This is a genomic window from Halotalea alkalilenta, assembly GCF_001648175.1.
In the GTDB taxonomy this organism is placed as follows: Bacteria; Pseudomonadota; Gammaproteobacteria; order Pseudomonadales; family Halomonadaceae; genus Halotalea; species Halotalea alkalilenta_A.
Window position 1 is genome coordinate 4,316,987 of record NZ_CP015243.1, and the last position, 24,573, is coordinate 4,341,559.

Consider the following 24,573-nt stretch of genomic DNA (forward strand, 5'->3'; position numbering starts at 1 on the left):
TTGCTCCTGGTCGATGCCGGCAACGCCTGGCGACTGAAAATGGCCTTCGCACCGCCGATGACACCAGACAGTACTCAGCGCCCGCAGGATAACCCGCGTATCCCGCCCCGCCCACTAAAGGCGCAGGAGGCCTCGATCAACGCATTCTCGCTAGGCTCTTTGGTGCTGCCGCTTGCACCGCTGCACGCCGCGCTCGCCGTACTGGTACTGCTCGCCCTCGGTGCCGGGCGCGCGGAACGCCCGCGCCTGCTCGGTCGTGCGGCGCTGGCCGTCGCATTCGGGCTGGTCATACGAGCGCTGATACCGGCGCTCGACGACGAACTCGGAGACTGGCTGGCAGTGCTCGCGGCGCTTGCCGTGCTAGTGCCCTCGAGCCTGCACCAGCGCGCCACGCGACGGCACAAGGCCCGGGAGCTTCTCGCCCTGGCGCTCGCGCTGGCGACGTGGCATCTGCTCGAGTACAGCGCCCCGCTGGCACCTCGATTGCCTGACCAGCTGGCGCTGCCAGCGCTCGAACGGCTCGACGGCACTTTGCGCCACGCCTCGCCGCCTCCTGGCTCACCGCACCCTGCCAGGCCGCTGCTGCTGGTGCTATGGCGCAGCGACTGCGCACCATGCCTCGCTCAGCTCGCTCTACTGTCCGCAGAGCCGATCCCGGCCGCCGCAGCCGAGACGCTGCTGGTCAACCAGGGTGAAAGCCTGCTCGCCAACCTTCGCGCCCTCGGTGCTCATCGCGACGGCGCATTGCGCGATCCCGGCCAGCGGCTCCAAGCCGCCGCCGGCACCCAGGGGCTTCCGCTCACCATCCTGCTCGACCGCGACGGCCGGGTGCTGGAATGGCACCTCGGCGCCTTCGGCTCGCGTGAATGGAGACGCTGGCGTACGCGTCTGCCGGAAGGTGCGATGCATTAGCGCGTGAAGCGTCGCTGACAAGCCGCTAGAATACGCGCCCCCTGATTGATGTCGGCGCGCCGACCGCAGCGACGACTCTTCGACCCGATTTGAGCTCTCGATTCAACTAAGGCCAGACTTGCGACTGCTATGAGCGAATTCATTCCCGGCCAGCGCTGGATCAGCGACGGCGAGGCCGAACTAGGGCTGGGCACCATCCTCAAGTGCGACTTCCGCACCGTCATGGTGCTGTTCAACGCACGCGAAGAAACGCGTACCTACAGTGTGCGGCAGGCACCGCTCACCCGTGTCGCGTTCTCGAGCGGCGATCGCGTCGAATCCGATCTTGGAGAGCGCCTGCGGGTGGTCGACACCAAGGAGATCGACGGGCTTTTGACCTACATCTGCCAGCCAGATGGCGAATCCACCGCCAGCGCTGCGCTGATCGAGCTGCCCGAAGCGCGGCTCAACGACAAGATGCAGTTCCACCAGGCGCGGGACCGGCTGCTCACCGGCCAGGTCGACCGCAACGACTGGTTCAACCTGCGCTATCGCAGTCTGCAGCACATCCAGCGGTTGCAGCGCCACGCAGCCCACGGCTTCTGTGGCCCGCGCATCGACCTGGTGTCGCACCAGCTGGCGATCGCCGACGAAGTCAGCTCGCGCCACCGCCCTCGGGTACTGCTTGCCGACGAGGTCGGGCTGGGCAAGACCATCGAAGCAGGGCTGATTCTCCATCGGCTGCTGCTCAACGAACGAATCTCCCGGGTGCTGGTGCTGGTGCCGGCCAGCCTCTGCCACCAGTGGCTGGTCGAGCTGCTGCGCCGCTTCGATCTCGCCTTCACCCTGCTCGACGAGCACCAGAGCGAAGCGCTCGAGCGCGATGCCAATCCGTTCGAAAGCAGCCAGTGGGTGATCGCCAGCCAGCAATGGCTGTTCGCTAACCCGCGGCGCCAGCGCGAGGCCGAGGAGGCGGGCTGGGACCTGCTGATCGTCGACGAGGCCCATCATCTCGACGCCAGCGACGAAGAGAGCGGCTATGCCTGCGTCGAGCGCCTCGCCGGCGGCGACTGCGGCCTGCTGCTGCTTACCGCGACCCCCGAGCAGATGGGCATCGAGCGCCACTTCGAGCGCCTGCGCCTGCTCGATCCCGAGCGCTACCATGACCTCGAGCGCTTCCGCGCCGAGGAGCAGGGTTTCGCCCGGCTCGCCGACCAGCTCGAGCGGCTGGGTGAGGCGCTCGATACCGATGGCACGATCGATGCTGCGCTGGTCAGCGAATTGGCCACCACCGTGGGCGACGACCAGGATGCCCGTGCCCAGCTCGATACCCTGGTGACGGCCGCGGCCGGCGACGCGCGCGACACCGCGCATCGCGCGCTGCGCCAGCTGCTGCTCGACCGCCACGGCATCGGCCGGGTGATGTTTCACAACAGTCGTCGCGAGATCGAAGGCTTTCCCGAGCGCAGGCTCTCGGTCTCTATGCTCGAGCCGCCGATGCCCTACCGGCGGGTGCTGCGCCGGCTCGAGCGTGACGAGGAGTACCTCGACACCCTGATGGTCGAGCATGAGCTCGCCTATCCCGATGCGTTGATCTACCCCGAGCTGACCTACACCGCGCTCGCCGGCGAGGAGGCCGATCCCTGGTGGCGCCTCGACCCCAGGGTCGAGTGGCTGCGCCAATGGGTGAAGACCCACCCGGGCCAGAAGGCGCTGGTGATCTGCCATTCCAACGAGACCGCACGGGATCTCGCCACCGCGCTGCAGGTCCTCAGCGGCCAGCACGTGCCGGTGTTCCATGAAGGCACCTCGCTGGTCGAGCGTGATCGCGCCGCGGCCGACTTCGCCGACGCAGAGGATGGCAGCCCGCTGCTGATCTGCTCCGAGATCGGCTCCGAAGGGCGCAACTTCCAGTTCTGCCACCATCTGGTGCTGTTCGACCTGCCTCCCCACCCGGATCTGCTCGAGCAGCGCATCGGCCGGCTCGACCGGATCGGCCAGCGCTTCCCGATCGAGCTGCACGTGGCTTGCTTCGAGGGTGCCCCCGACGGTGCGCTGATGCATTGGTATCGCGACGGAGTGGAAGCCTTCGGCGCTCCCAATGGGCTCGGCGGAGAGCTGTTCGAAGCGTTCAACCAAGAGCTCGACGAAGCGCTGCTCGACGCCGACAAGCTCGATGGCCTGGTCGAGCGTACCGCCGAGCGCCGCCGCGAGCGGCTGGCCGAACGCGCGGCGGGGCGCTATAGGCTGCTGGCCAAGAGCATCGCCGAGCGCGGTCGGGTCGAGGAGCTCAAGCGCGCGATCATCGAACTCGACGAAGACGCGAAGCTGCCAAGCTACCTGGAGCAAGCGTTCGATGTCTTCGGTGTCGAGACCAGCGATCTGGGCGATGGCTTGCTCCATCTGGTCGCCGGACCGCACATGCTCGACGGCCTGCCGGGGCTCGCCAAGGGCGAGGAAGGCTTCACCGCGACCCTTTCGCGCGCGCAGGCGCTGTCCCGCGACGATGTCCAGCGGCTCAGCTGGGAGCATCCGCTGGTGCGCGAAATGCTCGGCCGCGCGCTCGAGGGCACGCTCGGCAACACCGCCCTGGCGCTGCTCAAGCACCCCGCGATTCCCGGCGGCCGGCTGATGGCCGAGATGGTCTTCGTCACCCATACCCCGGCACCGCGCCGCTATCAGGCGGGACGCTTCCTGCCGCCGACCACGGTGCGGGTGCTGCTCGACGACCAGGGCCAGAACCTCACTGACAAGGTCTCCTTCGGCGGGCTCGCCAAGAACCTGCGCAAGGTCAAGCGCACGATGGCGCGGGACCTGATCAAGCAGTGCCTGCCCCAGCTACGCGATTTGCTCGAACGCGCCGAGGTCGAGGCAGAGCGCACCCTGCCGACGCTGATCGAAGATGGGCAGCAGAGATTGGCTGCGGGCCTGGACCGCGAGATCGCCCGGCTGCGCGCACTGGCGGGCCGCAATCCCGCAGTGCGCGACGAAGAGATCGATGCGCTGGTCGCGGAGCGCGGCACGCTGAGTGCCGCGATCAATGACACCCGCCTGCGTCTCGATGCGGTGAGGGTCATCGTCACTGTCGGAGCCGAAGACTAGCGCGAGCGCTCCCGCCCGAGCATTGCCGCGAGCGCGCCGTCGAGTTCGGGATGAGAGAATTCGAATCCCGCCTCGAGCAGCCGGCGCGGGCGCATGTCGGCACCGGTGAGCAGCATGCGCGACATCTCACCGAGGCCGAGCTCGAGCAGCCGCGCCGGGATCCGCCACGGCACCGGTCGGTGCAGCGCCCGCCCCAGTGCCGCCATGAACTCGGCGTTGCGCAGCGGGCGCGGCGCGCTCAGGTTGAACACCCCCGCCTGGGCGCGGTCCTCGAGCAGCCACACCAGCGCCTCGACCAAGTCGCTGCGTGCTATCCACGGCATGAACTGGCAGCCATCACCGAGCCTAGCGCCGGCGCCAAAGCGCACCGCCGGCAGCATCGAGCGCAGCATCCCACCCTCTGGATCCAGCACCAGCCCGAAACGCGCGATCACCAGGCGCATACCAAGCGACTCGACCGGCTTCGCCGCCTGCTCCCAGAGGGCGCAGAGGCGATGGGCGAACTCATCGTGAGCAGGCGTCGCCTCGTCGACCTCGCGCTCGCCTTGATCACCGTAGTAGCCCATCGCCGAGGCGGAAATCATCACCGCAGGCGGAGAATCGAGGCGCCGGCACAGCGCTACCAGGTCAGCGGTGGCCGCGACCCTGCTGTCGATCAGCGTGCGCTTGCGTGACTCGCTCCAACGCCCGCCGAAGATCGGCGCGCCCGCCAGATTGATGACCGCAGCCACCGGCTCACCGGAAAAGCCAACCGCGCTGTCATGCGCATCCACCTCGATGCCGATCCGCTTGGCCGCGCCGCGGGGGTCGCGAGAGACCACGCCCAGCCGGTGGCCGGCGGCCTTCAGTCGATGGCATAGCGCCCGACCGACGAAGCCGGTGGCACCACTCAAGACCACGTACATACGAGCATTCCTCATCGCGCGACATCACGCCGCTCTACCTACGGTAGTTCCCCACCTCCCCGCTCGCCATGCCCACCTTGGCATGAGATGGCCTCGCGTCAGCACCATCGCTGCCTCTCCGAGGGCATCGATGCCTCCCCTTCCATGCCTCAGGCGTCGTACCATGGGCGGGACACGCGCTCCCGTTCGACCGGGACAGATACACGTTTTCAGAGCCGCTCGCCCATGCAAAGCACGCTGATCATCCTCGCCCATGGATCGACCGATCCCACCTGGCAGGCCCCCTTCACCACGCTCGAGGCGCGCCTTCGCGAACGGCTGGGCCCTCAGCTACGGCTCGCCTACATGGAGCTTTGCTCGCCACTGCTTGAAGAGGTGGTACAGGAACTCGCCGAGGCGCATCCCGAAGGTACCCGCATCGACGTCCTGCCGCTGTTCTTCGCCTCCGGGCGCCACCTGCGCAAGGACGTGCCGGCGCAGCTCGAGGCACTCGCCCAGCAGCACCCCAGGCTCGAGCTGGCCCTGCTGCCGCCGGTTGGGCAGCATCCGGCATTCATCGATGTGGTAGCGGAAATCGTCGCGGAACGCGGCCTGCAGGCGTGAGCCGCCGGATCGAGGAGGAAGCGATGCCCCAGCGCCAGTTGGTCTGGTTCAGAAACGACCTGCGCTGCGCAGACCATCGCGCGCTCTACGCCGCCAGCGCCAGGGGCGAGGTGATCGCGCTCATCTCCCCCTGCTACGGGCAGTGGCGGGAACACGGCCATGGCGCCAACAAGCTGGATTTCTGGTATCGCAACGCAAAGGCGCTCGCCGCACAGCTCGATGCGCTGAACATCCCGGTGCAGGTACTCGAGGCCGAGCGCTTCGACCAGGTGCCCGAGGCGCTGGTGGATCGGGCTCGAGCACTCGGCTGCGACGCCTTGCACTTCAACGACGAGTACGCGGTCAACGAACGCGAGCGCGACCGTCGGGTAGCCGAGGCTTGTCGCGCCGCGGGGCTCGAAGTGCATCGCCATACCGATGCCGTGCAGTTCGCGCCCGGTGAGCTCAGAACCGGCAAGGGGGAGTACTACAGCGTCTTCACCCCGTTCGCCAAAGCCTGGCACCGCGCGCTGGAGGGATCTCGGCTGAAGCCCTCGCCCATGCCCGAGCGCCAGCCCGCTCCAACCGACGTGGTGAACGAAGATATTCCCGCCCCGCCACGGCCCGCGACGATCGATACCGCCCTCTGGCCGGCTGGAGAGGAGGAAGCGCAGGCGAGGCTCTCACGATTCATCCGTGATCGAGTGCGCCTTTATCAGCGCGATCGGGACTTTCCCGCCCAGGCCGCGACCAGCGCTTTGTCCGCCTATCTGGCCATCGGGGCGATCTCGGCCCGCCAGTGTCTCAATGCGGTCCTGCACCATAATAATGGGCATCTCGCCGACGGCGACGCAGGCACCTCGGCCTGGGTCAATGAACTGGTATGGCGGGAGTTCTACCAGCACATTCTGGTCGGCTATCCCCAGGTCTGTCGTCATCGCCCGTTTCGCCAGGAAGCACAGCGGATCCGCTGGCGCGATGCTCCCGAGGAGCTCGAAGCCTGGCGACAGGGACGCACCGGCTACCCGTTGATCGATGCAGCGATGCGCCAATTGGTCGAGACCGGGTGGATGCACAATCGGCTGCGCATGGTCACTGCGATGTTCCTTACCAAGCATCTGCTGATCGACTGGCGAGAGGGGGAAGCTTTCTTTCTCGATCACCTGGTCGACGGAGAGCTCGGCGCCAACAATGGCGGCTGGCAGTGGGCCGCCTCGACCGGCACCGACGCTGCGCCCTACTTCCGCCTGTTCAATCCGACCACTCAGTCGCGGCGTTTCGATCCCGACGGCGCCTTCATTGCCTCCTGGCTCGAGGGCTTCGAGGAGCTCGATGCCAAGGCGCGCCACGCGCCGAGCGCGCAGCAGCGTGAGGCGTGCGGCTACCCTGCACCGATCGTCGATCACCGCGCAGCGCGTGAACGGGCGCTGTCTACTTTCGCCGCAGCATTCAAGCACCACGGCTAAGTATGTGATGATTAGCCTGTGGCGGGCGCCTCATCGAGCATCGGGCTTCGATTTAGTCACCCGCCGCACAGCTATGGCATAATGCCGCCGGCTGATGCCCACGTGGCGTGCACAAGATCCTCGCCACGACAGGGCCTGACACCCCCGCGCCAGGTGACCACCAGGCACGGCGCAGCGCCGGGAACGCTAGAATGGCGCGATTGGCGGGCACCGGGTGACATGCTCTAAACTCGGGCGCCTGACGAACAAGCCCCCTACCCAGATCTTCGGAAAGCGTCTCTGTGACCAAGCAACACTCCTTTAGCCATGAAGAGCTGCTCAAGTGCAGCCAAGGCGAACTCTTTGGCCCGGGCAACGCTCAGCTGCCAGCACCGAACATGCTGATGCTCGATCGTATCACCCACATCGGCGAGACCGGTGGGCAGTACGGCAAGGGTGAGCTGATCGCCGAGCTCGACATCCATCCCGACCTCTGGTTCTTCCAGTGCCACTTCCCTGGCGATCCGGTAATGCCTGGCTGCCTCGGTCTCGATGCAATGTGGCAGTTGGTCGGATTCCATCTCGGCTGGCTGGGCAACCCTGGCCGTGGCCGCGCGCTGGGCTGTGGAGAAGTCAAGTTCTCCGGCCAGATCCTGCCGAGCGCGGAAAAGGTCACCTATCACATCCACGTCAAGCGGGTCATCACCCGTAGACTGATCCTCGGCATCGCCGACGGCGTGGTCTCCGTGGATGGAGAGCCGATCTACCAGGCCAACGACCTTCGCGTCGGCCTGTTCACCTCCACTTCGAATTTCTGATTGGGAGGTCCCCATGCGACGAGTGGTAGTCACTGGTATCGGTATCGTTTCGTGCCTCGGCAATGATCAGCAACAGGTCCTCGAGTCCCTCAAGCAAGGGCGCTCCGGCATTCGCTACCGCGAAGAGTACGCGCAGCGCGGCATGCGCAGTCACGTCGCAGGCGTAGTGGACATCGACCTCGATGCACTGGTCGATCGCAAGCATCGCCGCTTCATGGGCGATGCCGCGGCCTATGCCTATGTCTCGATGCAGCAGGCGATCGAGGACGCGGGGCTCACCCCCGAGCAGGTATCCAACCTTCGCACCGGCCTGATCGCAGGCTCCGGTGGCGCCTCCTCGGCCAACCAGGTCGAGGCTGCCGATATCCTGCGCGAGAAGGGCCTTCGCCGGGTCGGTCCGTATCGCGTCACGCGCACCATGGGCAGCACCGTCTCCGCCTGCCTGGCCACGCCGTTCTCGATCAAGGGGCTCAACTATTCGATCTCCTCGGCCTGCGCCACTTCCGCGCACTGCATCGGCAGCGCAATGGAGCAGATCCAGTTCGGCAAGCAGGACATCGTCTTCGCCGGCGGCGGCGAAGAGGAGCATTGGACGCTATCGTGCCTGTTCGATGCGATGGGCGCTCTCTCCACCGGCTACAACGATACGCCAGAGAAGGCCTCTCGTGCCTATGACTCGCAGCGCGATGGCTTCGTCATCGCCGGCGGTGGCGCCATGCTGGTACTCGAGGAATACGAACACGCCAAGGCCCGCGGCGCGAAGATCTATGCCGAGCTGGTCGGCTATGGCGCCAATTCGGACGGCGCAGACATGGTCGCCCCTTCTGGCGAAGGCGGTGCTCGCTGCATGCAGCAGGCGCTGGCGACGGTGGAAGGTTCGATCGACTACATCAACACCCACGGCACCTCGACGCCGGTAGGCGACATGAGCGAGCTGCGCGCACTGCGTCAGGTTTTCGGCGACGCCGTGCCGGCGCTCTCCTCGACCAAGTCGCTGACCGGGCACTCGCTCGGCGCCACGGGGGCCCAGGAAGCGATCTACTCGCTGCTGATGATGAAGCACGACTTCATCTGCGCCTCGGCCAACGTCGACGAGCTCGATGCCAAGGCCGAAGGCTTCGATGTCGTGCTCAAGCGTCGCGACGGCGTGCGCCTCGAACGCGTCATGTCGAACAGCTTCGGATTCGGCGGCACCAACGCCTGCTTGGTGTTCCAACGACTGGAAGATTGATCCACAGCACGTCCAGCGCTATGAAAAGAAGACCCCGCGAAGCGATTCGCGGGGTCCTTCGTTGGCTCACCGTATCATCGAGCCCGGCTCAAGCCTGCTCGACGGGCATCGTTTTACGACTCGGGCGAGGCACCGTGGATATCTGCTCGAGCTGGTCCTCGATCCAGTTCTCCACCTCGACGAGTAGATCCTTGACATCGCGCCCCTCTGTCGCGATCGGCTCGCCTATCACCACCTCGATGCGCCCCGGGCGTTTTATCCAGCCACCGCTGGTCCAGCATTCGCCCGAATTGTGGGCGATCGGGACTACCGGCACCCCAGCCCGCCAGGCAATATGCACGCCGCTTTTGCTGAACGGCTTGCGGCTGCCCGGCGGCACCCGGGTACCTTCGGGGAAGATGAGCACCGAGAGCCCCTCACGCAGCCGTTCAGCGCCTTCTCTAAGCACCTGCTTCAGCGCGACCGACGGGCGCGAACGATCCAGCGGGATCGGTCTCACCAAGCGCAGCGCCCAGCCGAACACCGGAATTTTCAGCAACTCCTTCTTGAGTACCGTACAGGTCGGCGGCTTGAGCAGTTGCAGGAACAAGGTCTCCCACTCACTCTGGTGATTGGAGAGCATCACGCACGGGCCAGCCGGCAGCCTCTCGCCACCGCGTACCCGGACCGTCACCCCGCAACAGAGGCTGAACCAAGCAATGATCGTTCGGTTATAGAGATTGAGTACCCGAAAACGCGGCTTCAGCGGCAAAAAGCAGGCAACTGGCACCAATGTCACCGCGCTGACCAGCACCATCAGCACGTAGCCGATGTAGAACAATGAGCTGCGTAGTACATTCATACCGCTTCTACCCTTGCTGCCCACGCATCGACGCAGGCGCCTCCGGCTCGCCGAAACGCTCGTCGAGCCACTGTTCGATCAGCCGCTCGAGCTCGAGCCGCCAAGGTTTTTGATGCACCCCGAAGGTGCCCAGCATGCGCCGGCAATTGAGCACTCTACGCACCATTCCTCCCTCTCGGAAAACAGCCTCGACCTCACCCAGTCCATCGACCGGAAGCCCGCGTGCGCTGAGCTGCTGCTCGAGCTGGGTGCGCACTGCGGCAACGAAGGTGAAGAGGCTCACCGGCTCGATTCCAGCCAGGTGGTAGGCGCCCCATGCCTCGGCACCGTTATCGAGCTGCAGCAGCATGCCGCAAAGTGCGCGGGCCAGCCCCTCGACCGGGGTCGGGCCAACGAACAGATCCTGCTCGGCATGCACTCGCCGGCCAGCCTCAAGCGTCTCGAGCAGGTCGGGAAGCCATGCCTCCTCGCCTTCGCTACCGAACAGCGGACCTACCCGCACTACCAGGTGACGCGGCAGTTCGGCGCGAATCCGGTCGCCAACCGCGACCAGACGCTTGCGCGGGGCGGACTCCGGACGAGGAATGAGCCCTTCCTCGATCGCTCCTTCCTCATAACCATGCTCGTAGATCTGGTCGCTGATGCACCAGACCAGGATCGTCCCGCTGACGCGACATCCCGCGATCATCGCCTCGACCCGCGAGGCGTGCGCCTCGACCTGCTCGGGGCTGATCGCATCCAAGTGAGCCAACGGCGGCAGCACCAAGGCGTCGAACTGTCCAGAATCGAGCGCCTCGAGCGCATCGCGAGACTCGTCGACGAGGGATAACTCGAGATCCAGGCGACGTTCCACCTCGCGATCCAGTGCAAGGCTAAGACAATGACCGGCATCGAATACCAGAAGTTTCACGACAGGGCAGCTCGGCTTGGCAGGTGATCGATCGACAGCCACGGACGGCTGCAAGTTTCGGGATCGACATGATCCTAGCTGCGGAGCGCAACGTCCAGTTTGGCGTGTATCCACGTAGCCAAGGGCAGGGCTTGGTGGCTCTTGGTGTACACGATCGAACGAGGCTCGAGCCCTACGGCATAACGGGCCCAGGCCATGGCCACCGGCTGAGAGCGCGAACCGTCCAACTATCGGAGTCGGCTCACAGTCCGGCTTGCCGGGGATAGCGATCTGGAGAATTCTACCGCCGACAGGCAGGACTGCTACGAGCCGTCGGCTCGCTTCAGGATTTAGCGATTTCCGGCGTCAACATCCACTCAGCGCTGTCGTTCCACACGTCCATGCGGGTGATCTTGCCGTCGCGTACTTCGAAGCGGTCCAGGTAGCGGTTGCCGGAGAAGCTGCGGCCATCGGGCCATTCGCCGTAGAGCGTGCCGTTGGAATACACCACGGTGTGATCGCCGCGATCCATCCAGTCGAAATTGCCCAACGCCTTCTTTACCCAGGCATATCGTCCGCCGTTGAACGCAGTGATGGTTTGCGGGTCGGGCATAGCGCGCCCACCGGTGAAGGTGATCTTCACGTCATCGCTCATGAAGGTCGCTGCGCGGACCGGATCCGGGGCCATGGATGCCTCAAGAAAATTGCTAACAATCTGCACGGCCTCGTTTATCTCAGACATAACCCACTCTCCTGACTCAGTGATGATCGCAATGAAGAGGCGTGCCCCCGTGTGGTGCAAAGCGCCTTAATTTGGAGCGAAATTTCCAGTCGAAACCCCGCAAGCCCTTGGATTTCAACTGGCCACGGACTGGCATCCTAATTGCTAGCAATAAATTTACAAGTGCTAGCAAACAGGAGCATCACCCATGTCATTCCGGCTTCCAAACGTGCAGCGTCTGTTATTCACCGTGGCTGCGGCCGTCTCGCTCAACCTCGCCATCGGCACCAGCACTCAAGCGGCCGAACCACCCATCAAGGTCGGTCTGGTGGCGGCTCTTTCTGGCCAGTCAGCCAAATCCGGCGAGGCCCTCACCCGTGGCCTGACCATGGCCATCGACGAGGTCAACGCCAATGGCGGCGTGCTGGGACGCCCGCTTGAACTGGTACGTCGCGACGACGAAAGCAATCCGTCCAAGGGCATGCTGGCAGCGCGCGAATTGATCCAGCGCGAGAAAGTCACGGTGCTGTTCGGCGGCCTCGACACCCCGGTTTCCCTGGCGATCGTGCCTCTGGCCAATCAGCTGAAGGTGCCGTTCATGGGCGTCTGGGCAGCGGGCACCAAAATCACCGAAAACGGCGCAGCGGATAACTACGTGTTTCGTGTCTCGGCCGTCGATGAGCTGGTGGACGAAGCGCTGGTCAAGTACGGCGCCGATCAGGGCATGAAGAAGCCGGGCATGATCCTCATCAACAATCCGTGGGGCGAGTCCAACGAAGCCGGCTTCAGGATCGCGCTGGAAAAACGCGGCCTGGAAAACGCCGGTGTGGAGCGCATTCAGGACAGCGATCTGGACGTGGTGCCGCAGCTCACCCGCCTGAAGAACGCAGGCGCCGATACCCTGCTGATGGTCGGCAACGTCGGGCCCTCGGCGCAGGTGGTGAAATCCCTCGACCGCATGGGCTGGGACGTGCCGGTGATCTCGCACTGGGGCCCGGCGGGCGGGCGTTTTGGCGAGCTGGCCGGACCGAGCGCCTCGCGGGTGCACTTCATCCAGACCTACGTGTTCACCGAACACAACGATGCCAAGGGTGACGCGCTGCTCGCAGCGCTGAAAACCGCTTACCCGCAGATCAAAAGCCTGGCCGATGTGACGCCTGCTGTCGGCATCGCCAACGCCTACGACGCCCTGCACCTCAGCGCCCTGGCCATCGAGAACGCCGGCAGCACCGACGGCGAGGCGGTGCGCGACGGTTTCTACGAGATCACCGATTACGACGGTCTGATCAAGGACTACGAACAGCCGTTCACCGCGCAGAAACATGACGCACTTGGCCCTGACGATTATGTGTTCGCCCACTTCGTGGGCGACCAGATCGTGCCGCTCAAACCCTGAACTCCGGTCCTGAATCAAGCCGTCACCGAACACTAAGGAATTCGCCATGTTCACCGCCGCCATCGTCACCGGCCTCGGACTGGGCAGCATGTACGCCCTGCTCGCCCTAGGTTTCCACCTGACCTACGTGGTCTCGCGCACCGTCAACTTCGCCCAGGGCAGCGCCATGATGGTCGGCGCGGTGCTGGGCTACACGCTGTGCATCACCTGGGGTCTGTCGCTGTGGCTGGCGCTGCCGCTGACGCTTTTGCTCAGCGCCCTCTACGGGCTGGCGATCGAACGCTGGCTGGTGCGCCCGTTCCACAGCCGCGGCTCGCAAGCCTGGCTGATGGCGACGGTGGCGGGCGGTATTCTGGTGGACAACCTGGCGCTGTTCACCTTTGGCAAAGAGCCGCGGCAGTTCGAAAGCAGCCTGCTCAATTTGAAAGTCGAGCTGTTCGGTAACACCATTGGCGCCTTGCAGCTGTTGATCCCGCTGGCCGGCGCGGCCATCGCCCTGGCGCTGTTTCTGGTACGCCGTTACACGCGGCTGGGCAAGGTGCTGGAGGCCTGCGTGCAGAACTCGCGCGCCGCGATGCTGATAGGCATCAACGTCAATCGCGTGGTCGCCATTGCCTTTGCGATATCGACGGTATTCGCGGCCATCGCCGGTCTGCTGATCGCGCCGCTGTTCAGCGTCAACGCCGAGATGGGCATGTTGTTCGGTCTGAAGGCCTTCGCCGTGGCGATTCTGGGGGGTATAGCCAGCGCCGGGGGCGTGTTCGTCGCCGGGCTGCTGTTCGGCCTGACTGAAGCCCTGGTCACCCTGTATTTCGGCTCGGCATTCACCCAGATATTTACCTTCGCTCTGGTGATTCTGGCCCTGGCGATCCGCCCCAACGGCCTGTTCGGCAGTCAGGCACTGGTGAAGGTATGAAATACCTGAAAACCCAACTGGGCCCTGTTTCCATTGGCGTTCTAGCCCTGACCAGCGTCGTTGCCGTGCTCGCTCTCGACAGCTATTCGCTGCTGGTCTTCACCCTGTGCGCGCTGGCCGCCGTAGTGGGTGTGGGCCTCAACGTACTGATCAGCTTGAGCGGTCAGATTTCCTTTGGCCACATCGCGTTCTATGCCATTGGCGCCTACATCTCGGCGCTGATGACCCTGGCTGGGTTGCCGCTATGGCTGGCCGTTCCCGCAGCCGGTCTGGTGGCTGGCGCCATCGGCGCTTTGCTGGCGATTCCGGCGTTGCGTGTCACTGGGTCTTATCTGGCGATGATCACCATCGCGTTTTCCTTTGTCGTGCATCACAGCCTGATCGAATGGCGCGACGTCACCGGCGGCTCCAATGGCCTGATGGGCATTCCATTGCCTGAGTTCGCAGGCATGGATCCATCGATCCTGCTGGCATTGATCGCCACAGCCCTGATGATCGCCGCGCTGGCGTTCTACCAGCGCCTGCGTCACAGCGGCTGGGGCAAGGCCATGCGCGCGGTGAAGGCCTCGGAAATCGCCGCCCGCTCCCTGGGTTTCAACCCGGTCGTCACCAAGACCCTGGCCTTCGCCCTGTCGGCGCTGCTCACCGGTCTGGCGGGTTCGTTGCTCGCGCCATTGCTGATGTTCATCAATCCGGAATCCTTTCCGTTCTCGCAGTCGATCCTGTTCGTGCTGGCGGTGATCGTCGGCGGCAGCGGCACCCTGTTCGGTCCGGTGCTGGGTGCGTTGCTGATCGTGCTGGTGCCTGAACTACTGTCTGATTTCGCCGAATACCGGCTGCTGATCTTTTCGGTGCTTTTGCTGGTGGTGCTGTGGATCGCGCCTAATGGATTGCTGGGTACCATCGCCCGCCGCTGGATCAAGCCGACAGCGCTGACACCGCCGGCAAGAATCAACACCAGGCGCGTCGCTGATTACCTGAGCAATCACACCCATCGCGACGGTCTGCACATTCGCGATATCGGCATTCGTTTCGGCGGTGTGCAAGCAGCGCAACACGTGAGCCTACACGCTCCGGCAGGCAGCATCACCAGCATCATCGGCCCTAACGGCGCGGGTAAAACCACGGTGCTGAACATGATCAGCGGGTTTTACACCCCCGACAGCGGACAGATCGAACTGGGTCGGGCGCTGGCCGGATTGCCTGCCTGGAAGACCGCACGAGCCGGGATCGCCCGCACCTACCAGACCACTCAGCTGTTCGGCGAAATGTCGGTACTGGACAACGTGTTGGTGGCGATGCAGAAAGGACGACTGGGGCTGATCTTCAGCCGATCGAGCACCGCTCAACGGGAGCTGGCGTTGGATCTGCTGGCACTGGTCGGCTATCGCGGCGCAGTCAATATCCCTGCCGAAGACCTGGCCCATGTCGACCGCCGCCTGGTGGAGATCGCCCGGGCCCTCGCCGCGGCACCCGCGGTGTTGCTGCTGGACGAACCTGCGGCCGGCCTGAGCCGCCGCGACACCGATGCGCTGGCCATTCTGCTGAAGCAACTCGCAGGTTTCGGTCTGACGGTGATTCTGGTGGAGCACGACATGGCGCTGGTGATGGCAGTGTCCGAGCGCTTGCTGGTGCTCGACGCAGGCAAACCGATCACGGTCGGCACACCTGCCGAAGTGCAACGCGACGAGCGCGTCATTGCAGCATATCTAGGCGGCACTGATTATCAGGCCACGCCTCGCAACGAGGCTTGGGACGGCAGTCGCGATGCACGCTTGCAGGTCAAGGATCTGGTCATCGACTACGGCGCAGCGCCAGTGGTGAACAAGGTCAATCTGGTGGTCAATCCGGGTGAACTGGTGGCGATTCTCGGCGCCAATGGCGCGGGCAAATCCAGCATCCTGCAATGCCTGGCCGGGCTGCATCGCGCATCGGGCGGCAGCATCCTGCTGGACAACGAAAACATCGAACAGGCCAGCGCCAGCAGCATCGCAGGCCAGGGCCTGGCGCTGGTGCCCGAAGGTCGTCAGGTGTTCCCGTACCTGAGCGTGCGCGACAACCTGTTGCTGGGCAGTTATTCACGCCGCGATGTAGTGGATGCCGACCGGGAAATCGAAGCGATCCTGCAGCGCTTCCCACGCCTGCGCGATCGCATCGACAGCCCCGCCGGCCTGCTTTCCGGTGGCGAGCAGCAAATGGTCGCGGTGGGTCGTGGACTGATGGCCAAGCCGAAAATTCTCCTGCTCGACGAGCCGTCGCTGGGGCTTTCGCCATTGATGATCGGCGAGCTGTACGACGCGCTGGCAGCGCTGCGCGATGAGGGCGTGACCCTATTGCTGGTGGACCAGATGGCCAATCTCGCACTGCAGGTCGCTGATCGCGCTTACGTGCTGGAAACCGGCCACGTGATCAAGTCCGGTAGCGCCGCGCAGCTGCGCGAAGACAGCGACCTGGCAGCGGCGTATCTGGGTGAAGGAGTCAGCGCATGAGCGCCTTGATCATCAACAATGCGCGCGTCGGCCACGAACCGATTCCGAGCTCGCTGTACGTCGAGGACGGGCGTTTCGTCGAAGCGCTGGGCCGTGAGGCTACTGCCTGCGAGACCCTCGATCTCGAAGGTCGGCTGCTGCTGCCGGGACTGGTCGAAACCCACATCCATCTGGACAAGGCCTGCATCATGCAGCGCTGCCAGTTGCAGGCCGGCACACTGGCCGAGGCCGTGCGGCAGACCCGCGCGGCGAAGGCGGAATTCACCGAGGAGGACGTCTATCGACGGGGCGCTCAGGTGCTGGAAAAGGCCATCCTGCAGGGCACCACGCACATGCGCACCCACGTCGAACTGGATCCGCAGATCGGTCTGATCGGCTTCAATGCGATTCGTCGCTTGCAGGCCGATTACGCCTGGGCGATCACCCTGGATATCTGCGTGTTTCCCCAAGAAGGCATGCTCAACAACCCGGGCACCGAGGAATTGCTGCGCTTCGGTCTGGAAAACGGCGCGACGGTATTGGGAGGCTGCCCTTACACCGACAGCGATCCACTGGGGCAGATCGAGCGTCTATTCGAACTGGCGGTGGAGTACGGCTGTGACCTGGACCTCCATCTGGATTTCGACCTCAACCCCGAAGGCATGACCGTCGCACACGTGGCGCGCTGCACCGAGCAGCACGACTGGAGCGGGCGCGTGACCATCGGCCATGTCACCAAGCTGTCGGCACTGCCCAAGGAAACCTTGATTCCCCTGGGTAGCCGCCTGGCCGAGGTCGGCGTACAGGTGACTTGCCTGCCGAGCACCGATTTGTTCCTGATGGGTCGCGAGCACTTCCACAACAAGCCCCGTGGCTTGGCGCCGCTGGCGCATTTGCACGCTTGCGGGGTGACGTGTTCGGTATCGACCAACAACATCGGCAACCCATTCACGCCATACGGCGACGCGTCATTGGTACGCCAGGCCAACCTGTTCGCCAACGTCAGCCAGATGGGTACGGTGCCGGAACTGCTGCAATGCCTGGCGTGGGTATCGAGCGAATCGGCGCGAATGCTGCGCCTGCCGGACTACGGCCTGACGCCTGGCTGCTACGCCGACTTCATCGTCTTCGACGCCCCCTCGCCTGCTGCGGTGATTGGTGAAATCAGCGTGCCGTTAATGGGCTACAAACGCGGAAAGCGGACCTTCGAGCGGCCGCAAGGGAGATTGCTATTGCCCCGATAATCAAGGGGGCACGCTGAGGGGTAGATCGACATCTACCGCCAATCCGCTACACGACGCTCTCGTGGAAGTGAGCTTGCTCACTTCCATGGGCATGTGCCCCGATTGAATTGGCGATTGACCAGATGAAGTGGCAGCACCGTAGCCGTCCGGCTACAGCTACGTTCGATCACTCACTCAACGCCTGCTTGAGGTTGAACTCCGCAGGCGCTGCGGAGTTCAGCACTAGTTGCCCTTCCAGCTCCTCCAAGTGCTCGATCATCACCACCACGGCTTTCTCATGGTCACCGTTTTCAAGAGCCGTGATGATCTGCTGATGCTCGTCCGAAGCGCAGGAAGGCACATCGTTACGCTGGTACAGCGCGACGATCAGCGAGCTGCGCACCATCAGGTTGCCGAGGATGTCGCTGAGCACGCTGTTGCCGCAAATCGCTCCGAGCATCAGGTGAAACTCGCTCAGCTCACGCACGATGGCGCGGCGATCGGTATCGTCAGTCGCCTTGCGCTCGTTGTTCATGTGGGCCGCCACGCGCTGGCGCTGTTCGCGCATGATCGCGGGTGTGATGGATTCGACGATCGCCCGCTCGATGGCTCGCCGCGCACTGAAAATGTCCCGCGCTTCCTTGGCGGTAGGCTGGGCAACCATCGCCCCACGATTGGCCTCGATGGTCACCACTTTCTGCAGTGCCAGGCGCTGCAACGCGGCCTGGACATGGTTGCGATTGGCTTGCAGGGTCTCGACGATCTGCGCTTCGATCAGGCGCGTGCCGGGCGGCAGGCGATGCTGGGCAATCGCCCTGTACAACGCATCGAAGATGCGCTGAACCTCAAGCTGTTTGGCGGTGACAGTTCTCGAGCCCATCCTTTCCTCATTTCTGCAGAGAACCTCACGCCACCCGCACAGCATTGGCGGTCAAGCCACGGGCGGCATTACCCCGCCAGCGCCCCTTACAGCACGGGACTCAGGCCTTGAGCCCCGGCTGAGTGAACCGTCCAATACTGGGGGTCAATTCGAAAGGCGGGGCTCTCCAAGGAAAACTTTACAGCTTTCGTTGAGGTGCTCTCTCAGAACGGAATCTCGTCGTCGAAGTCGTCGAAGCTACCCGGGTTCGGTGCGCCATTATTATTCTGCTGCGGGGCGCCATAGCCACCCTGCTGGGGGGCGTTGTTCGGCGCCGGGCGCGGCTGGCCGCCACCATGGGCCGGAGCGCGTGCCGCTTGGCCATAGTCCTGGCCGCCACCATAGCCGCCCTGCGGGGCGTCCTGTGGAGCACCGCCCCCCTGGTTGCCGCGCGGTTGATAACCGCCCTGACCACCCCCATTGTTAGGGTTGAAATCGCCGGCTCGGGAATCGAGCATCTGCATGTCGTTGGCGACGATCTCGGTGGAGTAGCGATCCTGGCCGTCCTGTCCCTGCCATTTGCGCGTCTGCAGGCGCCCTTCGATATAGAGTCGGGAGCCTTTCTTGACGTACTGCTGGGCGATCTCGGCCAGCTTGTTGAACAGCACCACCGTGTGCCATTCGGTACGTTCCTGGCGCTGACCGCTCTGGCGGTCGTTCCAGGTGTCGGTGGTGGCCAGGCGCAGATTGCAGACCGGGTTGCCCGAGGGCAGGAAACGCACTTCAGGATCCTGACCGAGGTTGCCGATCAGGATCACTTTGTTCACACCGCGGGCCATATCCGCTCTCCTCGATTGAAAATTCCTGGTTCACGCCTCAGGGCCGACCGTCGCACCAGCGCCCGGTCCTTCTGGCAAGCGCCTAAAACCGCTCGCGCGCACGCTTGGCGTCGCGCCACTCGCTCGGGTCACGAGCTTGGTGCCTGGCATTCGCCGCTTGCCCCGAATCGCGCGGCAAGGCATGCACAATTGAGTGGCGCGCCCTAAGGCTATCGGCGCATTTTAGCGTACTTGAACCCCTCGGCATACGCGCCGAGGGTCTTGGCCGCGTGACGTAAAGACGCCTGGGCCCGCTATGGCCTATAGTTACTCGCTTAACCCGTCAGAGGTCGCCATGGATCGTATTCTGGTGCGCGGTGCGCGCACTCATAACCTGAAGGACATAGATGTAGAACTGCCGCGCGACAAGCTGATCGTGGTCACTGGGCTTTCCGGCTCGGGCAAGTCGTCGCTCGCCTTCGACACTCTCTATGCCGAAGGACAGCGCCGCTACGTCGAGTCACTCTCCACCTACGCGCGCCAGTTCCTGTCGATGATGGAGAAACCCGACGTCGACCATATCGAGGGACTCTCCCCGGCCATCTCGATCGAACAGAAATCGACCTCGCACAATCCGCGCTCCACGGTCGGTACCATCACCGAGATCTACGACTACCTGCGCCTGCTCTATGCCCGCGCAGGTACGCCACGCTGCCCGGATCATCATCTCGATCTCGAAGCGCAGACCGTCTCGCAGATGGTCGACCAGACCCTGGCGCTACCCGAAGGCAGCCGGGTGATGCTGCTCGCACCGCTGGTCAAAGGCCGCAAGGGCGAGCATCAGCAGTTGCTCTCCGAACTGCGCGCCCAAGGCTACGTCCGTGCCATGGTCGATGGCGAGGTATTCGAGCTCGATGACGTGCCGGCGCTGGAAAAGAACAAGAAACACGACATCAGCGTGGTGGTCGACCGTGTGAAGATCCGCCCGGACCTGGCCCAGCGCCTCGCCGAATCGTTCGAGACCGCGCTCGGACTGGCCGATGGTGCGGCGATCCTGCACTTCATGGACGAAGATCGCGAGCCGATGATCTTCTCTTCTCGCTTCGCCTGCCCAATCTGCGGCTACTCGCTGGCCGAGCTGGAACCGAGGCTGTTCTCGTTCAACAACCCGGCAGGGGCCTGCCCAAGCTGCGATGGCCTCGGGGTGCATCAGTTCTTCGACCCTGACAAGCTGGTTCGCCAGCATGAGCTATCGCTGGCCGAGGGGGTGATCAAGGGCTGGGACCGCCGCAGCATCTACTACTTCGGCCTGCTCGAAGCGATCGCCGAGCATTATGGATTCGCGCTCGACACGCCCTGGCGCGACCTCCCCGCTTCGGCGCGGGACATCGTGCTGCATGGCAGCGCCGGCGAGGAGATCGCTTTCAGCTACGTCAACGATCGCGGCAAGCAGGTCACCCGGCACCACCCCTTCGAGGGCGTGCTGCCGAATCTGGAGCGGCGCTATCGCGATACCGACTCGAACACGGTGCGCGATGAGCTCGCCAAGTACATCGCGATTCGCCCTTGCCCGAACTGCGAAGGCTCTCGACTCAGGCGCGAAGCGCGCAACGTGTTCGTCGATGATCGGCCACTGCCCTCTGTGGTGAGGATGCCGATCGGCGAGGCACAGGCGCTGTTCTCGACCATGCGGTTGCCGGGCCGCAAGGGCGAGATCGCGGTGAAGATATTGAACGAGATCAGCGCGCGGCTGGAATTTCTGGTCAATGTCGGTCTCGACTACCTGACGCTGGAGCGCAGCGCTGACACGCTCTCTGGCGGTGAGGCACAGCGCATCCGCCTGGCGAGCCAGATTGGCGCGGGCTTGGTCGGGGTGATGTATATCCTCGATGAGCCGTCGATCGGTCTGCACCAGCGCGACAATGATCGGCTGCTCAGTACCCTGGTGCATCTGCGCGACCTGGGCAATACGGTGATCGTGGTCGAACACGACGAGGATGCGATCCGCGCCGCCGACCATGTGCTCGACATCGGCCCCGGGGCCGGTGTTCACGGCGGACGGATCGTCGCCCAGGGTACGCCCGCGCAGATCGAGCGGCACCCTGACTCGCTCACCGGCCAGTATCTGAGCGGCAAGCGGCGTATCGAGGTCCCGCACCAGCGCTTTCCGGTCAACGAAAACAAGATGATCCATCTCCTCGGCGCTAGCGGTAACAACCTCTGCGACGTCGACCTGCATCTGCCGCTGGGCCGCTTCGTCTGCATCACCGGAGTCTCTGGATCGGGTAAATCGACGCTGATCAACGCAACGCTGATGCCGATCGCCGCCACCGAGTTGAACAAGGCGACCACGCTCACCCCTGCGCCCTATCGCTCGATCTCCGGGCTCGACCAGCTCGACAAGATGATCGACATCGACCAGAGCCCGATCGGCCGCACTCCGCGCTCCAATCCAGCCACCTACACCGGGATCTTCACCGCGATCCGCGAGCTGTTCTCCGGCACCCAGGAGGCACGGGCTCGAGGCTACAAACCGGGCAGATTCAGCTTCAACGTCAAGGGTGGGCGCTGCGAGGCCTGCCAGGGCGAGGGGCTGATCAAGGTCGAGATGCACTTCCTGCCCGATATCTACGTCCCTTGCGACGTCTGCCACGGCAAGCGCTACAACCGCGAAACGCTCGAGGTGAAGTACAAGGAGAAGAACATCCACGAAGTGCTCGAGATGACCGTCGAGGACGCGCTGACCTTCTTCTCCCCTGTTCCCGCGATCGCACGCCGCCTGCAGACGCTGATGGACGTGGGGCTGACCTACGTGCGCCTCGGCCAAAGCGCGACCACGCTCTCCGGGGGCGAGGCACAGCGGGTCAAGCTCGCCCGCGAGCTGGCCAAACGCGATACCGGCAAGACGCTCTACATTCTCGATGAGCCCACCACAGGGCTTCACTTCGAGGATATTCGCCAACTGCTCGGAGTGCTGCACAAGCTGCGCGACCAGGGCAATTCAATCGTGGTGATCGAGCACAATCTCGATGTGATCAAGACCGCCGACTGGCTGATCGACCTGGGCCCTGAGGGCGGCTCGAAGGGGGGGCAGATCATCGCCGAAGGCACTCCGGAGACGCTGGCGGAAAACGAGCGATCCCACACGGGGCGCTTTCTCAAGCCCCTGCTGCAGGCCCATACCGAACGGAGCAAACGCGCCGGATGATGAAGAGCGGCGGCACAGCATCACGAGTGTGCCGCCGACTCGCTGGGTGATCGTCTCATCAGATGAAAGAAAAAAGCCGATTCGGGATGTCCCGAATCGGCTTTGATTACTGCTCGCGCCTGGTCAGCAAGGCGCGCGATGCTTACTCGTCGCCGGCGGCTTCAGCAGCTACCGGACGATCCACCAGCTCGACGTAAGCCATCGGTGCGTTGTCGCCGGGGCGAAAACCGCACTTGAGGATGCGCACATAGCCGCCCGGACGGGTAGCATAGCGCGGACCCAGCTCACGGAAGAGCTTGCCCACCGCGGCGTCGGAACGCGTGCGGCTGAACGCCAGGCGCCGGTTGGCGACGCTGTCGCTCTTGGCCAGGGTGATCAGCGGCTCGATATGACGACGCAGTTCCTTGGCCTTGGGCAGGGTGGTTTTGATCAGTTCATGTTCGACCAGCGACACGCACATGTTCTTGAACATGGCATGGCGGTGCGCCGAATTCCTGTTGAGTTGACGACCACTCTTACGATGACGCATGGTTGTGATTCCTTACCAATCTTGGACTCGAGTCACCCGTTTCAGGCGGAGGCCTTTTCGTCCTTCAGGCTCGCGGGCGGCCAATTTTCCAGCCTCATACCGAGCGACAAACCACGTGCCTCGAGCACGTCCTTGATTTCATTCAAGGACTTCTTGCCAAGGTTCGGCGTCTTCAGCAGCTCGACTTCGGTGCGCTGAATCAGATCGCCGATGTAGTAAATGTTCTCGGCCTTGAGGCAGTTGGCGCTGCGGACGGTCAACTCGAGATCGTCTACGGGGCGGAGCAGAATCGGATCGATCTGATCCTCTTCCTCCTCGACTTCCTGCTCTTTATCGGCTTCAAGATCGACGAAGGCAGCCAGCTGCTCCTGCAGAATGGTCGCGGAGCGGCGGATCGCCTCTTCGGGATCCAGGGTGCCATCGGTCTCCAGGTCGATCACGAGCTTGTCGAGGTCGGTACGCTGCTCTACGCGCGCAGACTCGACGGCGTAGGAAACGCGGCGAACCGGGCTGTAGGTCGCATCCAGTTGAAGACGGCCGATCGCTCGGGTTTCGTCTTCGTTCTGGGCACGGACGTCTGCCGGCTCGTAACCGCGACCACGCATGATGCGAAGCTTCATGTTGAGCTCGCCGCCATCGTTCAGGTGAGCGATGACGTGATCCGGATTGACGATCTCGACATCGTGGCTGACGGCGATATCGCCGGCGGTCACGACGCCAGGGCCCTGCTTGTTCAGCGCCAGTTCAGCATCGTCGCGTCCGTGCATCTTGATGGACACGTCTTTGAGGTTCAGGAGGATTTCGATGACATCTTCCTGAATGCCTTCGATGGCGCTGTACTCGTGCTCGACTCCTTGGATCTCAGCCTCTACGACGGCACAGCCGGGCATCGAGGAGAGAAGGATGCGACGCAGAGCATTCCCCAGGGTATGACCGAAGCCGCGCTCGAATGGTTCGAGCACGATCTTCGCGTGATTCGCGTTGATCTCTTCGACCTTGATATCGCGAGGACGGAGAAACTCTGTCACTGAACGCTGCATATGAACACCTTTAGGCTGCCGAACGAATACTCGAAGTCTCTTACGAAGTTGACCACTCGAAGGATTACTTGGAGTAGAGCTCGACGATCAGGTTTTCGTTGATGTCGGCAGACAGGTCTCCACGCTCGGGAATGGCCTTGAACGTGCCTTCCATCTTCTTGGCATCGATTTCGATCCAAGGGATGTCGCCACGGTTGCCGGCAATTTCGAGGGCAGCCTGGATACGGCTCTGGTTCTTCGACTTCTCGCGTACGGAGATCACGTCACCAGTGGCGACCTTGAAGGACGCGACGTTAACGGTCTTGCCGTTGACGGCGATCGCCTTGTGGCTCACCAGCTGGCGTGCTTCAGCGCGGGTAGCACCAAAGCCCATGCGGTAGACGACGTTGTCCAGGCGGGTTTCGAGCAGCTGAAGCAGAACTTCGCCGGTCGCACCCTTCTGGCTTGCTGCCTTTTTGTAGTAGTTGCGGAATTGCTTTTCCAGTACGCCGTACATGCGACGCACTTTCTGCTTTTCACGCAGCTGAGTACCGTAGTCGGAGAGACGCTGACGGCGCTGGCCATGCTGCCCCGGGGGCTGCTCGGCTTTGCATTTCTTCTCGAATGCGGTGACGCCGCTCTTGAGGAAGAGATCGGTGCCTTCGCGACGAGACAGCTTGCATTTGGGTCCGGTATAACGTGCCATGAATCT

20 protein-coding genes are annotated in these 24,573 nt (G+C 63.7%); 11 read left to right on the forward strand and 9 right to left on the reverse strand.

Annotated elements, in window-relative coordinates; genetic code table 11:
* Entirely contained in the window at positions 1-912 is a 912-nt protein-coding gene (locus A5892_RS19305) for a TlpA family protein disulfide reductase (RefSeq protein ID WP_064124166.1), read from the forward strand.
* A 129-nt stretch (positions 913-1,041) separates the two neighbouring features.
* A complete protein-coding gene (gene rapA / locus A5892_RS19310) occupies positions 1,042-3,993 on the forward strand; it encodes an RNA polymerase-associated protein RapA (RefSeq protein WP_064124167.1) in 2,952 nt (983 codons plus the stop codon).
* On the opposite strand, the gene A5892_RS19315 is transcribed toward rapA, so the two are convergent.
* Entirely contained in the window at positions 3,990-4,898 is a 909-nt protein-coding gene (locus tag A5892_RS19315) for a TIGR01777 family oxidoreductase (RefSeq protein WP_064124168.1), read from the reverse strand. The genes rapA and A5892_RS19315 overlap by 4 nt on opposite strands.
* A gap of 225 nt (positions 4,899-5,123) precedes the next feature.
* On the opposite strand from A5892_RS19315, the gene A5892_RS19320 reads away from it, so the two are divergent.
* The 4 genes from A5892_RS19320 (at position 5,124) to fabB (ending at position 8,974) form a co-directional block, all read left to right on the forward strand.
* Positions 5,124-5,501 (forward strand): sirohydrochlorin chelatase, encoded by a 378-nt coding sequence (locus A5892_RS19320; RefSeq protein WP_064124169.1) that lies wholly within the window; start codon positions 5,124-5,126, stop codon positions 5,499-5,501.
* Between the two features lie 23 nt (positions 5,502-5,524).
* Complete coding sequence (phrB, locus tag A5892_RS19325; RefSeq protein WP_064124170.1) at positions 5,525-6,946, forward strand: deoxyribodipyrimidine photo-lyase; 1,422 nt, start codon at positions 5,525-5,527, stop codon at positions 6,944-6,946.
* Between the two features lie 281 nt (positions 6,947-7,227).
* Positions 7,228-7,743 carry a 3-hydroxyacyl-[acyl-carrier-protein] dehydratase FabA gene (gene fabA / locus A5892_RS19330; protein WP_027349330.1) on the forward strand — a complete coding sequence of 172 codons (516 nt, stop codon included), beginning with the start codon at positions 7,228-7,230 and terminating at the stop codon, positions 7,741-7,743.
* Between the two features lie 13 nt (positions 7,744-7,756).
* Positions 7,757-8,974 (forward strand): beta-ketoacyl-ACP synthase I, encoded by a 1,218-nt coding sequence (fabB, locus tag A5892_RS19335; protein WP_064124171.1) that lies wholly within the window; start codon positions 7,757-7,759, stop codon positions 8,972-8,974.
* Between the two features lie 88 nt (positions 8,975-9,062).
* Here the strand turns inward: fabB and A5892_RS19340 are convergent, their stop codons facing one another.
* The 3 genes from A5892_RS19340 to A5892_RS19350 form a co-directional block, all read right to left on the reverse strand.
* Positions 9,063-9,815 (reverse strand): lysophospholipid acyltransferase family protein, encoded by a 753-nt coding sequence (locus A5892_RS19340; protein WP_064124172.1) that lies wholly within the window; start codon positions 9,813-9,815, stop codon positions 9,063-9,065.
* Between the two features lie 7 nt (positions 9,816-9,822).
* The gene (locus A5892_RS19345; protein ID WP_223302744.1) at positions 9,823-10,668 is read right to left on the reverse strand and encodes a sugar nucleotide-binding protein; all 846 of its coding nucleotides are present in this window, start codon (positions 10,666-10,668) and stop codon (positions 9,823-9,825) included.
* A gap of 379 nt (positions 10,669-11,047) precedes the next feature.
* The gene (locus A5892_RS19350) at positions 11,048-11,446 is read right to left on the reverse strand and encodes a nuclear transport factor 2 family protein (RefSeq protein WP_064124174.1); all 399 of its coding nucleotides are present in this window, start codon (positions 11,444-11,446) and stop codon (positions 11,048-11,050) included.
* A 187-nt stretch (positions 11,447-11,633) separates the two neighbouring features.
* Between A5892_RS19350 and A5892_RS19355 the strand changes: the two genes are divergently transcribed.
* Genes A5892_RS19355 through A5892_RS19370 form a run of 4 tightly spaced genes read left to right on the forward strand, consistent with a single transcriptional unit; the run spans position 11,634 to position 17,449 of the window.
* A complete protein-coding gene (locus A5892_RS19355) occupies positions 11,634-12,821 on the forward strand; it encodes an ABC transporter substrate-binding protein (protein ID WP_064124175.1) in 1,188 nt (395 codons plus the stop codon).
* A 46-nt stretch (positions 12,822-12,867) separates the two neighbouring features.
* Entirely contained in the window at positions 12,868-13,737 is an 870-nt protein-coding gene (locus A5892_RS19360) for a branched-chain amino acid ABC transporter permease (RefSeq protein ID WP_064124176.1), read from the forward strand.
* Complete coding sequence (locus A5892_RS19365) at positions 13,734-16,226, forward strand: branched-chain amino acid ABC transporter ATP-binding protein/permease (protein ID WP_082890572.1); 2,493 nt, start codon at positions 13,734-13,736, stop codon at positions 16,224-16,226. The genes A5892_RS19360 and A5892_RS19365 overlap by 4 nt, the downstream gene beginning before the upstream one ends.
* Positions 16,223-17,449: an amidohydrolase family protein gene (locus tag A5892_RS19370; protein ID WP_064124177.1), complete on the forward strand. Its 1,227-nt coding sequence runs from the start codon at positions 16,223-16,225 to the stop codon at positions 17,447-17,449. Before A5892_RS19365 ends, A5892_RS19370 begins: the two co-directional genes overlap by 4 nt.
* A 166-nt stretch (positions 17,450-17,615) precedes the next feature.
* Here the strand turns inward: A5892_RS19370 and A5892_RS19375 are convergent, their stop codons facing one another.
* Both A5892_RS19375 and ssb read right to left on the reverse strand, forming a co-directional pair.
* Positions 17,616-18,353: a GntR family transcriptional regulator gene (locus tag A5892_RS19375; protein WP_223302745.1), complete on the reverse strand. Its 738-nt coding sequence runs from the start codon at positions 18,351-18,353 to the stop codon at positions 17,616-17,618.
* Positions 18,354-18,511: 158 nt separating this feature from the next.
* The gene (gene ssb / locus A5892_RS19380; protein WP_064124179.1) at positions 18,512-19,126 is read right to left on the reverse strand and encodes a single-stranded DNA-binding protein; all 615 of its coding nucleotides are present in this window, start codon (positions 19,124-19,126) and stop codon (positions 18,512-18,514) included.
* Between the two features lie 334 nt (positions 19,127-19,460).
* On the opposite strand from ssb, the gene uvrA reads away from it, so the two are divergent.
* Positions 19,461-22,313, forward strand: a complete 2,853-nt coding sequence (uvrA, locus tag A5892_RS19385; protein ID WP_064124180.1) for an excinuclease ABC subunit UvrA — start codon at positions 19,461-19,463, stop codon at positions 22,311-22,313.
* A gap of 142 nt (positions 22,314-22,455) precedes the next feature.
* On the opposite strand, the gene rplQ is transcribed toward uvrA, so the two are convergent.
* The 3 genes from rplQ to rpsD all read right to left on the reverse strand — a co-directional run bounded on the left by rplQ (position 22,456) and on the right by rpsD (position 24,567).
* Positions 22,456-22,842 (reverse strand): 50S ribosomal protein L17, encoded by a 387-nt coding sequence (rplQ, locus tag A5892_RS19390; RefSeq protein ID WP_027349319.1) that lies wholly within the window; start codon positions 22,840-22,842, stop codon positions 22,456-22,458.
* 41 nt (positions 22,843-22,883) lie between these two features.
* Positions 22,884-23,882: a DNA-directed RNA polymerase subunit alpha gene (locus tag A5892_RS19395; protein WP_064124181.1), complete on the reverse strand. Its 999-nt coding sequence runs from the start codon at positions 23,880-23,882 to the stop codon at positions 22,884-22,886.
* Between the two features lie 64 nt (positions 23,883-23,946).
* A complete protein-coding gene (gene rpsD, locus A5892_RS19400) occupies positions 23,947-24,567 on the reverse strand; it encodes a 30S ribosomal protein S4 (protein ID WP_064124182.1) in 621 nt (206 codons plus the stop codon).
* Positions 24,568-24,573: the final 6 nt, after the last annotated feature.